This is a genomic window from Geomonas agri, assembly GCF_020179605.1.
In the GTDB taxonomy this organism is placed as follows: Bacteria; Desulfobacterota; Desulfuromonadia; order Geobacterales; family Geobacteraceae; genus Geomonas; species Geomonas agri.
Genome location: NZ_JAINZO010000001.1, coordinates 2,279,253 through 2,292,120, shown reverse-complemented (window position 1 = coordinate 2,292,120; position 12,868 = coordinate 2,279,253). Strand labels below are relative to the sequence as shown.

Sequence of the window (12,868 nt, the reverse complement as noted above, 5' to 3'; positions counted from 1 at the left end):
CATGGAAAGAGAGATGACCCCCCTCACTGGCATTACCTACTACCGTCCCCCCGCGGGGACCACGGTGAGCGGGTTGGACGGCAAGGTGTCCTTCACCATCGGGCCGGAGCAGATCCCGCTTTTGGACGACGACTACAAGGCGCTGGAGGGGCAACTACCCGGCTACGACGCTGTCGGGCGCGGCGTGTACCAGGCCTTACGCATGGACCCCGGCTGCCGCTGCTGCGAACTCTACGCGGAGATGCTCAAGGGATACCCGCATTACGTGTCCGAGCTGGCCAGCCACATCCTGATGCTTGGTGAAAAGGACGTCGAGGTTCCCTACCTGGAGCGGCGCGTTAAGCTGTTGCGCATCTTCGCCCTGATTGAGCCGGAGAATGCGCACTTCCCGCTGGAGATCGGTGCCACCCTTTTGGAGCAGGCCTGCCGGTTCTCCGCCCTTCACCTCTCCACGGTCACCCTGTTCAAGGCCGAGGGGTACCTGGACCGGGCCCGTGAACTGGGTGGTGACCAGCCGCGCTGCCTCACCACCCTTGCCGAGGTCTCGTTCCTCTTGGGCAAGTACGACAAGGCTGCCGCGCTCTGGAACACACTCCTGCCCCAGGTCGAGGCGAAAGCCCAGGCCGAGCTGAGGGCGCGTCTGGAGCGGATTGAGCGGGGCGAGGTGCCCCGGGTGCCCGCGGTGGACTACCTGGAGGCGATCGCGGGGGCCATGGCCCTGCGTGAGGACGGCGGCTACCAGGAGGCGACCGCCATCCTGAACGACGTCATGGCCGACGCCTGGTTCGCCCTGGAGTTCCCCATGGCCGAGATACCGTACCTCCTGGCGCTCTGCTGCAAGGACCTGGGCGCAGCCGGTGACGCCCGCTTCTACCTGCGCCAGGCCCTGAAGATCAATCCCGATTTTGCAGAGGCCAAGGCCACACTGCAGCAACTGGAACAGTAGGAGGAGTCATGTTCGGATTCAGCCCGGCAGATTGGATCTTTATCGCCGGCGTAATGGCGGTAATCTTCTTCTTCGTCGCCCTGAGCGGTATGCGCAAACGGTAGACGGGGAAAGCGGTTACTTGAAGATTGCAAAACACCAGCGAAGGACGCAGAGAAAGAAATTGACCGCCTGGCTTCGTTTGCTCGGCGCCAGCTGTCGGCATCGCGCAGTCACAACAATGTATCCTGACTCGGTTTCCAAGGGAGGTGCTCATGCAAGTTCCTGACATCAAAGAGATACTGACCAAGTACCGTACCGTCGCCGTGGTGGGGCTTTCCCCCGACGCCGGCAAGCCCAGTCACGAGGTCGCCGCCTATCTCAAGCGGGCCGGCTACCGCATCATTCCGGTGAACCCCGCCGTCGCGGAGGTCTTCGGCGAGAAGAGCTACCCGACCCTGGCCGACATCCCGGAGCCGGTCGAGATCGTCGACGTGTTCCGCCGCTCCGAGTTCGTGCCGGAAATCGTGGAGCAGGCCATTGCCAAAGGAGCCAAGGTGGTCTGGCTGCAGGAAGGGGTGGTCCACCAAGAGGCCGCGCAACGCGCCCGCGAGGCGGGCCTTGAGGTGGTGATGGACCGCTGCATGTTGAAGGAGCACGTCAAGGCGGTGCGGCGTTGATACTGTTGCTTCGTTTTGGTAGCGAAAACGGCGGGGTGCCCCATGCCCGATGAAAACGGCAGGCGCCCCGCCTCGCTGTGGCCCCTGGTCCTGCTCACCTCGTTCTCGCTGCTGCTCTGCTTCTCCAGTTACGGCAACCCTTTTCCCTTCATGGGGACTCTGTACCAGGGAGGGACCGCCCAACGCTTCGTTTTTTGCGACAGCCTGATCTCGCTGTACCTGCTGCTCGGGGTGCTCAAGCGGCAGCGTCTCACCGTGTGGCTACTGATCGGCTACAACCTGCTCGACATCTGCAATGCATGGGTCAACCTCTCCCTGATTCCAGCGGCCGAATACGCGCGCCTGGCCGAGGCCCCCGTCCCCGAAGGAGATCTCCTTTCCTCGACGCTGCTTGCGTCCATCGCCCTGATCCTGATGAACATCTACATCTTCAGGGTGAGGCGGGAGTTCGACAACCCTTCGCCCTACCTTTTCTAACTGTTACCGGTCCCGTGCGATTGTGTAAACGTTAAGTGTCCTCAAATATTCCCCCTTGCCAGCGGGCTTACAACTCTGGTAGTATGTGCGCGCTTCTTTGCAATGGCAGGTGACAGTATTTACTGGCAAAGCCGAACTTATCACGGTGGCCGCCGTGACACTTCGTTCTCACAAGGATACTGATGTTCGAGAAGCTTAAACACGGCCTCCCCGGCTCTTTCTTTCACCCCGACAACGGTCACCGGGCAGTGAACCTGCACGACACTAGGGGGGTGGGCATCAGGATCGAACAGTTGAACAAGTCCTTCGGGCCCAACCACGTGCTCAAGGACGTCAACCTCGAGATCAAGGCTGGGGAGACTTTCAGCATCATCGGTCCGTCCGGCACCGGCAAGAGTGTTCTTTTGAAACACATTGTGAAGCTGGAGTCCCCCGACAGCGGCGAGATCTACATCGATGACCTCCCCATCTTCGGCGAGGGGGGGCACTCCGCGACTCACGATTACCGCTACAGCATGGTGTTCCAGTCCTCCGCCCTGTTCAATTCCCTCACGGTAGGGGAGAACGTGGGACTGTGGCTCAGGGAGAAAAGGGTCTGCAAAGAGCTGCAGGTTCGCGAGATCATCAAGCAAAAGCTGGAAATGGTCGGACTGGTGGGCAAGGAGGAACTGCGCACCTCGGAACTTTCCGGCGGCATGAAAAAACGCGTGGCAATCGCGCGTTCGCTGGCGATGAACCCCGACCTGATCCTGTACGACGAGCCAACGGCCGAACTCGACCCGGTCACCACGGACGAGCTGGCCAACACGATCCTGAAGCTCAAGGAAAGCACCAAGAACACCACGGTCATCGTGACCCACGACCTGAACTTCGCGCTGTACATCTCGGATCGGATTGCCATGATGCACGGCGGCTCCGTGGTCGAGGTCGGCACGCCGCGTGAGATTAAGAATAGCGAAAATCCCATCGTGCGCGGTTTCATCTACACCACGACCAAGGGGATAAGGGGGGAATAGATGTCAGCACTTCTTCTGCGCCGCGGCAAATTCGTGATCCTCATGGCGCTTTTCCCCCTTCTTTCGGTCTCCTGCGCCGACCTCAAGCAAAGCAAACCCATCCTCCCCATCCGCGATTACGAGAAGATGATCGTAGGTCGCCTCGACGCCGAGTACGTTGGCACCAACAACTGCGTCTCCAAGTGCCACGCCCACGACAAGATCACCGACGATTTCAGCCACAGCCTGCACGGTGAACAGATCAAGCCGGAAACCGGGCTGCCGCTGGTCAACTGCGAATCGTGCCACGGCCCCGGCAGCCTCGCCATCGCCCACTTAAGCGACGACCGCGAGGAGAACACCCGCCTCAAGAAGAAGTGCGATACCTCGACCTTCCTGGATATCATGCACCTGCCGCCCCAGGCCCAATCCCTGATCTGCCTGAAGTGCCACTCGGCCGCCTCCATGCCCGTGCTCTCCCACTGGAATGCCAGCCCGCACGCATTGCACGAGGTAAGTTGCTTCGACTGTCATAAGCTGCACCAGGGACCGCAGCAGAAGGTGAGCCGGCAGCAGATGTCCGAGATGTGCTTCAGCTGCCATCCCGAGGTGCAGGCGGAAAACTCCCTCTTTTCGCACCATCCGTTGCGGGAGAAGAAGATGTTCTGCGTGGACTGTCACGAAGTGCACGGTTCGACGCAGGACCGCCTGCTCCGGGGCAACACCCCCAAGGAGACCTGCACCCGGTGCCACATGGAAAAACAGGGGCCGTTCGCCTTCGAGCACGGGGACGTCACCGAGAATTGCATGAACTGCCATACCCCGCACGGGTCGGTGAATAACAACCTCCTGAATGCCGCGATGCCGTTTCTGTGCCTGCAGTGCCACACCGGGCACCTGGCCACCAACACGCCAGGGCTGAAGCAACTCTTCGTCAATCGCTGCACCGACTGTCACTCCCAGGTGCATGGCACCGATACCCCTTCGCCTGCCATCACCGGCAGAGGGACGCTGCGCCAGTAACGGAAAGGAGCCGGATGGTGGAAAAACCGCTCATATCAACCGTCGTCTCGCCTCTGCTGCTTCTGCTGCTGGTAACCGGAGGCGTGGCAGCTGCGGAGCAGGAGCCGCTCCCGGTGGCGAGCCAGGAGTCGACAGCGGCAGCAGAAAAGGATGCCCCCTTCGACGAATCGGCCGGCAACGCCGCGGAAGAGGAGCGGCAGACCGGCGCGGAGGCCCCCGCGGCCACGGAGCAGCCGCCAGTAGTTGGCGGAGAAGTGCCCCCGGCCGCCGATGCGTCCCCGGTGCAGCCGCATATCGAAGGGGCACCGCTGCCGGAGGATGACCGCCAGGTGGAGGTGCTGGAGCGCAAAGGCGGCTTCCTCGGTTACAACTTTGTCTTCGGCGACGGTTACCGCGGACGCGCGCTGGAGTACGGCTTTCTCAAGTCCAGCCGCAGCGGCGGCCTCTTCTACCGGCACATGGAGAAGGACACCAACCTGGAGCTGGAAGGGTTCTACCTGAACGAGAACGACTACCATGGCGACTTGCTCATGGACTACAAGGGTGATTACCGCCTCCACCTCAGGACGGAGTCCCTGTACCACAACCTGGACCGGGAGATCCTCTTTTCCCCCTCCTTTACCAGTGGGCGTACCGATGCCGGTACCCCTGCCACCTACACTGCGGTTCAGGACCCGACGGCGAACTACGGGGTGAGCGTGGTGCAGGACCGGGCCGACTTCCGCTACCGGCTGCATAACTTCCCCCTGCACGTGAATCTTGGCTACTGGCGTTACCAAAAGGAGGGGACCATCCAGCAGCGGTTCGCAGATACCGCCTTTGAGGGAGCCGCCAATACCGTCTATGCCCAGCCGCGCAGCGTGAACCAGCAGATTCAGGAAGGGCATGTCGGATTGGATTCACACCTTGGCCCGGTCGACGTGATTTACGACTTCAAGGCGCGCTACTTCGAAGACAGGCTTGCCACACCGGTGGGGACGTATGCCGCACGCAACGACTTCAGCGGTACACCGGATTTCCTCGGCGGATCGCTGCAGCACAACGAAAATCCCGACAGCAGTTTCTTTTCCCACACCTTGAAACTGCACACATCGCTGGCCGGAGGCCTGGTCGGCTCCGGGTCGTACAGCTTCGAGCGGCGCGAAAACCTGTCCGATCTGAGCGATACCATCGGTGCGCGCCACATGAGGACCTTCCTGCAGAATGCCGCCGGGGACCTGGTCTATACCCCCAGCCGTGAGTACAGCTTCGCCCTTAAATACCGGCGCCAGGAAATTGACTACAGCAACCGGGGCGCCCTCATCAACACTGCGTTCGCCGACCCGGTCATGGTAGCCAAACCGCCCATTGAAAGCACCCGCGACCTCGTCACCGGCACCGTTTCCTACCGGCCGCGTCTGGACCTCGCCCTGGTCGGCGAGTACCGTGGCGACTTCTTGCGCAGAAACAACGTGAGCGATGTGCCGACGGAAACGACCTGGGGGCTGCCACACAACTCCTCCACCCACACCGGCTCGCTGTCGGCCTACTATCGTCCCATTAAGGGGCTCAGGACCAGTGCTCATTACAGCTATGCCAGCGCCGATCACCCCGGCTACGGCGCGGCATTTGAAACCCGCCACGAGGCCAAGCTGCTTTTGACCTACACGCTTAACAATCGCTGGGGCATCACCAGTCATGCCGTGCTGCGTCGTGACGAAAACGACCAAGTGAGGAAGTACCTGGTAGATGTCCCTTTCGAGCGGCACACGTTCTCTCTTGCTCCACTGACAGCCCGCAACGTTGACAGCGAGAACGCTAACATCGGTGTCTGGTGGGTGCCCATCCCAAAACTCACCGTCGGGGCCAATTATTCCTATCTGCACCAGGAGGTGGAGCAGGGAATTCTTTTTACCGGCGTATTCACCGGCAGCCAGGCCGCCTCGGAGTTTACCAGCACGTCCCACGTCTATGGCGTGAATGCCTCCTATTCACTGGGGGAAAAGTGCGACCTTTCGTTGATGGCGCAGCAGATCAGGTCCTCGGCTGCCTTTGTGCCGACCGACACCACCTTTACCCTGATCCCCGGCAGCACCACCGGGGTCAAGGAGATTTCCGAGCAGGACACCGTAATCAGCTCGCTTGCGGCACGGGGCGAGTACCGTTTCTCGAGCGTCCTTTCCACCACGCTCGAGTATTCGGTGAGCGACTACAACGAGTTAAAGTCCGCCTACAAGAGTTACAGCGGCACTGTCCACACCATCGTTGCCGGCCTCTCGGCAAAGTGGTGACCAAGGGGTAGTTATCAAGACACTGGTCCGTTCCATACTTCTGCTCCTGCTGCTTTGCGCGGTGATCCCCGCGGCGGACTCCCGTGCGGCCGGAAAACTGGTTGCGGCGTTGCTGACCTGCGACCTGCCGCGCTACCGCGAGGCCCACAAGGCGTTTGTGAAGGCATTGGTGCAGAAGGGATACGATCAGAGCAACGTCGAGGTCATCACCCAGACCCCGAACCCGGATCTCATCTCCTGGTCCAACAGCGTCCGGAAGTTCAACGCCATCGGTGCGGACGTCATCGTCACCTATGGCACCTCCGCCAGTTTGGCCGCCCTGCGCGAGGCGCAGGACATCCCCGTGGTCTTTGCCGACGTCTATGGTCCGGTGGAGACCGGGATCGCCAAGAGCATGACCTCCAGCGGGCGCAACGCCGCCGGGGTGAGTTCAAAGGTCCCCCTGGTGACGCTGATCAAGGCCGCGATGCAAGTGAAACAGATCAAGACCCTCGGTATCATCTCTGCCAACCGCGAGGAAGGCGCCTTGGCGCAGTTAAAGGAAGCGCGCAAGGTCGCCGCCCAATCGGGGGTGGTACTGGTGGAAACCAACGTCGCCTCCCCGACCGCGCTGGACGCGGCCCTGGCCACCCTCTTTGCCACCAGGGTCGACTGCGTGTACGTTACCGAGTGCACTGCCGGCTGTCGCTCCTTCGAAAAGATCGTGCATCGCTGCAACGAGTTGAAGATCCCGGTGATTTCGCAGATGCCGGGAGCGGCTCACAAGGGGGCGCTGGTTTCGCTGGAGGCAGATCCTGTCGAGCAGGGGCAGCTCGCCGCAGATTACGTGGCGCGCATCCTGAGCGGGAAAAAGGCATCTCACTTGCCGGTCATCACCCCCAAGCGGGTGGACCTGGTGGTCAACCTGAAAGCGGCGCGGCTGCTTGAGCTGAATGTCCCGTTCCCGGTGCTGACCAACGCCACCCGGGTGCTTAAATAGATAGATAGAGGTATTGATGGGAAGAATTTTGATCGTTGATGACGATGCGGCATTCGTGGGGGCGCTCAAGGACAAGATCCACGCACTCTACCCGCTGTTGGACGTCATAACCTGTACCGAACCCCTGCTCGCCCTGACCATCCTCAGACAGGGCAAGGTCGACCTCCTGCTAGTCGACCTGGAGATGCCCACCCTCGACGGGTCCAAGATTTTTAGCTATGCCCTCTCGGTCGGCATCGACAAGAACCGGATCGTGATTCTGTCCGGGCGCGATTCCGATTACCTGCACGAGCAGTTTCCCATGGGAACCTGTCTGGCTGTTCTCAATAAGTACGAGGCCAAGCAGAAGGCTGTGCTGGATATGATCTTCAGTTCGATGCAGAGAAAGGCAGCGGGGAGTTAATAGTGGGGTTCGCCCCTGTTTTTAGGAGCTACACAGCATGGCAAAGCAGATGAGACTTACCTGTTACGGACGCAGCAAGAGCAAGCCTGAGTGGGAATCGATCCTCTCGGGATTTACCTTTGATATCTTCTTCGCGGAACTGGCCCAAGAACTGCAGCGCTTTGACATCACCCTGGAACTGGGGGCGGACCCCGGGCAGGTGATTGAAGTGAACGGCTATGGCGACCTTTTGAATTCCATTCGCATCGCTTCGCCGTCGGACGGGATCAGCAACATCTGCATCGGCCACGTCATCGGCCAGAGCCCGCGCCTCGACCTCCAGGAGGACATCCGGCGCGCGGTGAACCGCATGGCTTTCGCGCCAGAAACCGTCGCTCCCGACGACGAGAACCGCAAGGTCTGCCACAACTGCGGCTGTGGCTGCTAGAGAGGGAAGATCTCGGCCTTTGCCGTGGCTCCTTCGACCGTGACGACGGCGTAGCTCCCGGGTAGCCCCTCCTTGAGGGCACCCGGGTTCACCAGCAGCATCCCGTCCGTCGACTGCACGTCGGCAAGGTGGGTGTGACCGTACAGCACCACCGACGCTCCCAGTTGCATCCCCCGCCCTATCAGTTGCGACAGACCGCTTTTCACGTGCTGGCGGTAGCCGTGGGTCAGCAGGAACCGGCACTCCCCAAGCTCTAGTGTGAGTTCCGCCGGTACGCGCCGGTCCAGATCGCAGTTACCCGCCACCCGGTGCACCGGTACCTCCAGCACTTCCTCCAGCATGCGAGCATCATCGCATCCATCCCCCAGATGAACGACGAGATCCACAGGACCGGCAAGTTCGTGGGCTCGGAAGGCGTGGGCGTAGTTGCCGTGGCTGTCGGAGATAACCAATACTCTCATACGTCCTCTTCGAGCTCTCTTTGGTAACAGCGGGACACTCAGCCGAGCCCCCGCCACCGGATATTTGGGTTTTGCGGAGTGACCCGCATGGTGTAGAGTTGTTGGCGGCGCGCTCAATGCCTTTGCGTCACCCCCTACTGTTCAGATATAGGACAGAGTCTCAGTAAAAGACAAGCAAAATAAGCTGTAAACGTTTGATCCTGTAGGGCTGGTACATATTCGCCCTTGTGTTTGCTCTCAAAGGCTTCAGTCGGAAAAGAGAGACGGAGGAGTCATGAAGAAATTACTGCTGTGGATCGCCGCCTTCTTTGTAGGCCTGTTCCTCCTTTTCGGCGCCTGCGTCGCTGTGGTCACCTCTCTGGTTGGCGACCAGGACTCCCTCTCCGGAGGGGACGGGGTCGGTATCGTGGAACTGAAAGGCGTGATCGTCGATGGCCAGGAAACCATACGCCAGTTGCGGGCCATGAAGAAAGACGAGCACGCCAAGGCCGTGGTGTTCCGGGTCGATTCCCCGGGAGGAGTCGTCGGCCCTTCACAGGAAATCTACGCGGCGGTGAAAGACCTGGCCAAGAGCAAGAAGGTGGTGGTCTCCATGGGAAGCGTCGCGGCTTCCGGCGGTTACTACGTCTCGGCACCTGCCAGCCTCATCTACGCCAACCCCGGCACCATCACCGGGAGTATCGGCGTCTTGATGAAGTTCTCCAACCTCGAAGGGCTCATGGACAAGGTCGGCATGAAGGCGTTCACCATCAAAACCGGCAAGTTCAAAGATACCGGCTCTCCCGCGCGCACCATGACCGACGAGGAAAAGGCGATGCTGCAGGGGGTGATCGACTCCACCCACGGGCAGTTCGTGAAAGCGGTGGCGCAGGGACGGAGGCTCCCGGAGGAGCAGGTCAGGAGCATCGCGGACGGCAGGATCTTCTCCGGCGAGCAGGCGCTCGCCCTGAAACTCGTGGACCGCATTGGCTCGATGCAGGACGCCATCGACGAGGCGGCCCGTCTCGGTGGCATCAAGGGGGAGCCGCGGCTGATCCGCTTGCCTAAGAAGAAGGCGCGCGCCCTCGATTACCTGGTGGAGAGCGCCGCCCAGCGCATCGGCGTTCTCTCCGACTCTGAGAGCGGGGTGAGCGTTGACTACCGGCTCGGTTGGTAGTGATCCGGTACCCGAAACTGGTGCGATAGTGCACGTTGTGACAGAGGCTCAAGCCTTGCCTGTGGCCCCGCCGCTGTCTTTAGATTTACCTTGACAAAAAAACCGCCATCTATATACTGGGAAACTTTGAAAAAGGGGAGATCTTCCTTTGAAGATAGAGATAGATAAGGTGAAAAAGAAGCAGCTCGACCTCTCGGAGTCGGAGCCTGCCTCACACTTCCCGGCCTTGGTAGAGATGGAAAAAGCGGGCGAGTGTGTCTTCACCGCACCGGTGAACGCCCAGGTCGCCGCGATCTGGGAGTATGACCACGTCAGGGCCGCCGGCAAGGTGGAGAGCGCGGTACGCCTCACCTGCTCCCGCTGCCTGGCCGAGTACGATTACTCGATCTCCTCGGACTTCACCATCTTCTACACCGAGAGCAAGGGTGAGGAGCTGGACGAGGAAGTCGAGCTTTCCGACGAAGAACTCATTTCGGCCACCTACAGCGGCGACGAGATCGACATGGATCCCGAGATCGCCGAGCAGGTCGCGCTGGAAGTACCCTATAAACCGTTATGCAGCGAGTCGTGCCGCGGGCTTTGCCCCGAGTGCGGAGCTGACCTGAACGCCGGAGAATGCGGCTGCGATCGCGGCGGGATAAATCTGAAAATGGCCGCCCTGAAGAAGATCAAGATAGAAAAGTAAAAAGGAGAACATCATGGCTGTACCTAAGAAGAAGACCTCCAAGTCGCGCAAGAACATGAGGCGTGCACACGATTTCCTCACCGCTCCGACCGTTTCGACCTGCCCGCAGTGCAAGGCACCGAAGCTGCCGCATTGCGTCTGCCCGTCCTGCGGCACCTACAAAGGACGTCAGGTGCTGAAGGCTGAAGAGCTCTAGGATTTCGTCTCACCTAAGCCGTGACTGTTCGGAATCCGCTCCCTAGGGGAAATATGAGAGTTGCTGTCGATGTAATGGGGGGCGACAACGCCCCTCATGTTGAAGTAGAAGGTGCGGTAGCTGCCGCCAGAGAATTCGGCATCCCGGTGACTCTGGTCGGCGACGTAGAAAAGGTGCAGGCCGAATTGGCCCGCCACGACTGCAAGGGGCTGGACATCGAACTCTGGCATGCCTCCGAAGTCGTGGGCATGCACGACTCCGCCTCCGACGCGGTGCGCAAGAAGAAGGACTCCTCCATCCGCGTCGCCTTCGAACTGGTCAAGGGTGGCGAGGCCGTCGCGGTGGTAAGCGCCGGCAACTCGGGTGCCACCATGGCGGCCGGCATGTTCGTTCTGAAAAGGATGAAGGGAATCGACCGCGCCGCAATCGCCCAACTCTTTCCCACCGTTACCGGTAAGACCCTCGTTCTCGATGTCGGCGGCAACGTCGACTGCAAGCCCATCCACCTGGTCCAGTTCGCCGTTATGGGCGAAGTGTACGCCAAGTTCGTCATGGGGGTGGACAAGCCCAAGGTTGGCCTGCTCTCCAATGGCGAGGAGGACAGCAAAGGGAACGAACTCACCCGGGAAACCAGCGCCCTCCTGCGCGACAAGCCCATCAACTACATTGGTTACGTGGAAGGCCGCGATATCTTTAACGGCTCGGTCGACGTCGTTGTTTGTGACGGCTTCGTGGGCAATGTCGCGCTGAAACTTTCCGAGGGCCTGGCCGATGCCGTGGGCAAGATGCTCAAAGCTGAGATCAAGCGCAGCTTCCTGTGCCAGATCGGCTACCTCTTAAGCCGCAAGGCTTTCAACAATTTCAAGAAGACCGTAGACTACGCCGAGTACGGCGGTGCGCCTCTGCTTGGGATCAACGGCGTGGGGATGATCTGCCACGGCGGTTCGAATACCAAGGCAATCAAGAACGCGATCCGCTTTGCCCATGAATACGCACTCAAAGGGGTCAATGGCCGTATGGCTGAAAAGCTCAACGAGAGCTTCCCCGGTGAGACTCGCGAGCGCACCGGCCAAAACCCGGACGCCACAGAAAGGGTTGCTTCATGATTAGACCGAGAATCACCGGTACCGGTTCCGCCGTACCGGAGAAAGTGCTGACCAATTTCGACCTGGAGAAGATGGTGGACACCACCGACGAGTGGATCGTCACCAGGACCGGTATCCGGGAACGCCGTATAGCCGCCGAGGGGGAATACACCTCGACTTTCGCAATCGCCGCCGCAGAACGGGCGCTGGCTGCCGCCGGGGTGAAGGCGGAGGAAATCGACCTGATCGTGGTGGGCACGCTCACTCCGGATTTCCCGTTCCCCGCCACTGCCTGCATCGTGCAGCAGGCACTCAAGGCTACCAACGCTTTCTGCTTCGACCTCTCCGCCGCCTGCTCCGGTTTCATCTACGCCCTCTCCACCGCACAGAAGTTCATTCTCTCCGGTCAGGTTAAGAAGGCCCTGGTGATCGGCGCCGAGGTGCTGTCCCGCATCGTCGACTGGAACGACCGCAACACCTGCCTGCTCTTTGGCGACGGTGCCGGCGCGGTAGTGCTCGAGGCGCAGGAAGGCGACAACGGCATCCTCTCCACCCACATGCACAGCGACGGCAACTACTGGGAGATCCTGTACCAGAAGGGTGCCGGTAGCCGCAACCCTGCGACCCACCAGAACGTGGACGACGGTCTGGTCTTCCTGACCATGCAGGGCAACGAGGTCTTCAAGCTGGCTGTCCGTTCCATGGGTGAAGTGGCCATGGAGGCACTTGAGGCCAACGGGCTCACCCCCGACGACGTCAACCTGTTCATACCGCACCAGGCCAACCAGAGGATCGTCGACTCCGTCGGCAAGCGTCTCGGCATCACCGGCGAGCGCGTCTTCGTCAACCTGGACCGCTACGGCAACACCTCGGCGGCGTCGATCCCGATCGCGCTGGACGAGGCGGTGCGCGCCGGCCGTCTCAAGGAAGGCGACCTGCTGCTGCTCGACGCCTTCGGCGGTGGCCTCACCTGGGGCTCCGCACTGGTGCGCTGGTAAAAAGTCCCCCTCTCCCGCCGGGAGAGGGTGCCCGAAGGGCGGGTGAGGGAGTTGCCCTGGACTGAGTAGTTGCAGCTGCGGACGCCCTCACCCTGACCCTCTCCCTGA

The 12,868-nt window shown here is 60.7% G+C and carries 15 protein-coding genes; 14 read left to right on the top strand and 1 reads right to left on the bottom strand.

Features of this window, described 5'->3' with window-relative positions:
- The first annotated feature begins 1 nt into the window (after position 1).
- The 9 genes from K7R21_RS09970 (at position 2) to K7R21_RS09930 (ending at position 8,179) form a co-directional block, all read left to right on the top strand.
- On the top strand, positions 2-946 hold the full coding sequence (locus K7R21_RS09970) for a tetratricopeptide repeat protein (protein WP_224983101.1): 945 nt from the start codon (positions 2-4) through the stop codon (positions 944-946).
- Positions 947-1,200: 254 nt separating this feature from the next.
- Positions 1,201-1,605, top strand: a complete 405-nt coding sequence (locus tag K7R21_RS09965; protein WP_224983100.1) for a CoA-binding protein — start codon at positions 1,201-1,203, stop codon at positions 1,603-1,605.
- A gap of 42 nt (positions 1,606-1,647) precedes the next feature.
- Entirely contained in the window at positions 1,648-2,082 is a 435-nt protein-coding gene (locus tag K7R21_RS09960) for a hypothetical protein (RefSeq protein ID WP_224983099.1), read from the top strand.
- A gap of 182 nt (positions 2,083-2,264) precedes the next feature.
- Complete coding sequence (locus K7R21_RS09955; protein WP_224983098.1) at positions 2,265-3,098, top strand: ABC transporter ATP-binding protein; 834 nt, start codon at positions 2,265-2,267, stop codon at positions 3,096-3,098.
- Positions 3,099-4,100: a DmsE family decaheme c-type cytochrome gene (locus tag K7R21_RS09950; protein ID WP_224983097.1), complete on the top strand. Its 1,002-nt coding sequence runs from the start codon at positions 3,099-3,101 to the stop codon at positions 4,098-4,100.
- A gap of 14 nt (positions 4,101-4,114) precedes the next feature.
- Entirely contained in the window at positions 4,115-6,370 is a 2,256-nt protein-coding gene (locus K7R21_RS09945) for a hypothetical protein (RefSeq protein WP_224983096.1), read from the top strand.
- 49 nt (positions 6,371-6,419) lie between these two features.
- Positions 6,420-7,349, top strand: coding sequence for an ABC transporter substrate-binding protein (locus K7R21_RS09940; protein WP_224983435.1), 930 nt, complete (start codon positions 6,420-6,422; stop codon positions 7,347-7,349).
- A gap of 16 nt (positions 7,350-7,365) precedes the next feature.
- The gene (locus K7R21_RS09935) at positions 7,366-7,752 is read left to right on the top strand and encodes a response regulator transcription factor (RefSeq protein ID WP_224983095.1); all 387 of its coding nucleotides are present in this window, start codon (positions 7,366-7,368) and stop codon (positions 7,750-7,752) included.
- A 37-nt stretch (positions 7,753-7,789) separates the two neighbouring features.
- On the top strand, positions 7,790-8,179 hold the full coding sequence (locus tag K7R21_RS09930) for a hypothetical protein (RefSeq protein WP_224983094.1): 390 nt from the start codon (positions 7,790-7,792) through the stop codon (positions 8,177-8,179).
- On the opposite strand, the gene K7R21_RS09925 is transcribed toward K7R21_RS09930, so the two are convergent.
- On the bottom strand, positions 8,176-8,640 hold the full coding sequence (locus K7R21_RS09925; RefSeq protein ID WP_224983093.1) for a metallophosphoesterase family protein: 465 nt from the start codon (positions 8,638-8,640) through the stop codon (positions 8,176-8,178). The two genes, K7R21_RS09930 and K7R21_RS09925, sit on opposite strands and share 4 nt — an antisense overlap.
- Positions 8,641-8,914: 274 nt before the next feature.
- Between K7R21_RS09925 and sppA the strand changes: the two genes are divergently transcribed.
- The 5 genes from sppA (at position 8,915) to K7R21_RS09900 (ending at position 12,760) form a co-directional block, all read left to right on the top strand.
- Entirely contained in the window at positions 8,915-9,796 is an 882-nt protein-coding gene (sppA, locus tag K7R21_RS09920) for a signal peptide peptidase SppA (RefSeq protein ID WP_224983092.1), read from the top strand.
- A gap of 148 nt (positions 9,797-9,944) precedes the next feature.
- The gene (locus K7R21_RS09915) at positions 9,945-10,481 is read left to right on the top strand and encodes a YceD family protein (protein ID WP_224983091.1); all 537 of its coding nucleotides are present in this window, start codon (positions 9,945-9,947) and stop codon (positions 10,479-10,481) included.
- Positions 10,482-10,494: 13 nt separating this feature from the next.
- The gene (rpmF, locus tag K7R21_RS09910) at positions 10,495-10,677 is read left to right on the top strand and encodes a 50S ribosomal protein L32 (protein ID WP_015721360.1); all 183 of its coding nucleotides are present in this window, start codon (positions 10,495-10,497) and stop codon (positions 10,675-10,677) included.
- A gap of 53 nt (positions 10,678-10,730) precedes the next feature.
- Positions 10,731-11,783 carry a phosphate acyltransferase PlsX gene (gene plsX, locus K7R21_RS09905; RefSeq protein ID WP_224983090.1) on the top strand — a complete coding sequence of 351 codons (1,053 nt, stop codon included), beginning with the start codon at positions 10,731-10,733 and terminating at the stop codon, positions 11,781-11,783.
- Positions 11,780-12,760, top strand: coding sequence for a beta-ketoacyl-ACP synthase III (locus tag K7R21_RS09900; protein ID WP_224983089.1), 981 nt, complete (start codon positions 11,780-11,782; stop codon positions 12,758-12,760). The genes plsX and K7R21_RS09900 overlap by 4 nt, the downstream gene beginning before the upstream one ends.
- Positions 12,761-12,868: the final 108 nt, after the last annotated feature.

What these genes read in the sequence shown, in the direction of transcription:
- K7R21_RS09925 (WP_224983093.1), bottom strand. Translation starts at nt 8,640, where the DNA reads ATGAGAGTATTGGTTATCTCCGACAGCCACGGCAACTACGCCCACGCC.
- K7R21_RS09965 (WP_224983100.1), top strand. Translation starts at nt 1,201, where the DNA reads ATGCAAGTTCCTGACATCAAAGAGATACTGACCAAGTACCGTACCGTC.
- K7R21_RS09960 (WP_224983099.1), top strand. Translation starts at nt 1,648, where the DNA reads ATGCCCGATGAAAACGGCAGGCGCCCCGCCTCGCTGTGGCCCCTGGTC.
- sppA (WP_224983092.1), top strand. Translation starts at nt 8,915, where the DNA reads ATGAAGAAATTACTGCTGTGGATCGCCGCCTTCTTTGTAGGCCTGTTC.
- K7R21_RS09930 (WP_224983094.1), top strand. Translation starts at nt 7,790, where the DNA reads ATGGCAAAGCAGATGAGACTTACCTGTTACGGACGCAGCAAGAGCAAG.
- K7R21_RS09945 (WP_224983096.1), top strand. Translation starts at nt 4,115, where the DNA reads ATGGTGGAAAAACCGCTCATATCAACCGTCGTCTCGCCTCTGCTGCTT.
- plsX (WP_224983090.1), top strand. Translation starts at nt 10,731, where the DNA reads ATGAGAGTTGCTGTCGATGTAATGGGGGGCGACAACGCCCCTCATGTT.
- K7R21_RS09935 (WP_224983095.1), top strand. Translation starts at nt 7,366, where the DNA reads ATGGGAAGAATTTTGATCGTTGATGACGATGCGGCATTCGTGGGGGCG.
- rpmF (WP_015721360.1), top strand. Translation starts at nt 10,495, where the DNA reads ATGGCTGTACCTAAGAAGAAGACCTCCAAGTCGCGCAAGAACATGAGG.
- K7R21_RS09955 (WP_224983098.1), top strand. Translation starts at nt 2,265, where the DNA reads ATGTTCGAGAAGCTTAAACACGGCCTCCCCGGCTCTTTCTTTCACCCC.
- K7R21_RS09970 (WP_224983101.1), top strand. Translation starts at nt 2, where the DNA reads ATGGAAAGAGAGATGACCCCCCTCACTGGCATTACCTACTACCGTCCC.
- K7R21_RS09950 (WP_224983097.1), top strand. Translation starts at nt 3,099, where the DNA reads ATGTCAGCACTTCTTCTGCGCCGCGGCAAATTCGTGATCCTCATGGCG.
- K7R21_RS09900 (WP_224983089.1), top strand. Translation starts at nt 11,780, where the DNA reads ATGATTAGACCGAGAATCACCGGTACCGGTTCCGCCGTACCGGAGAAA.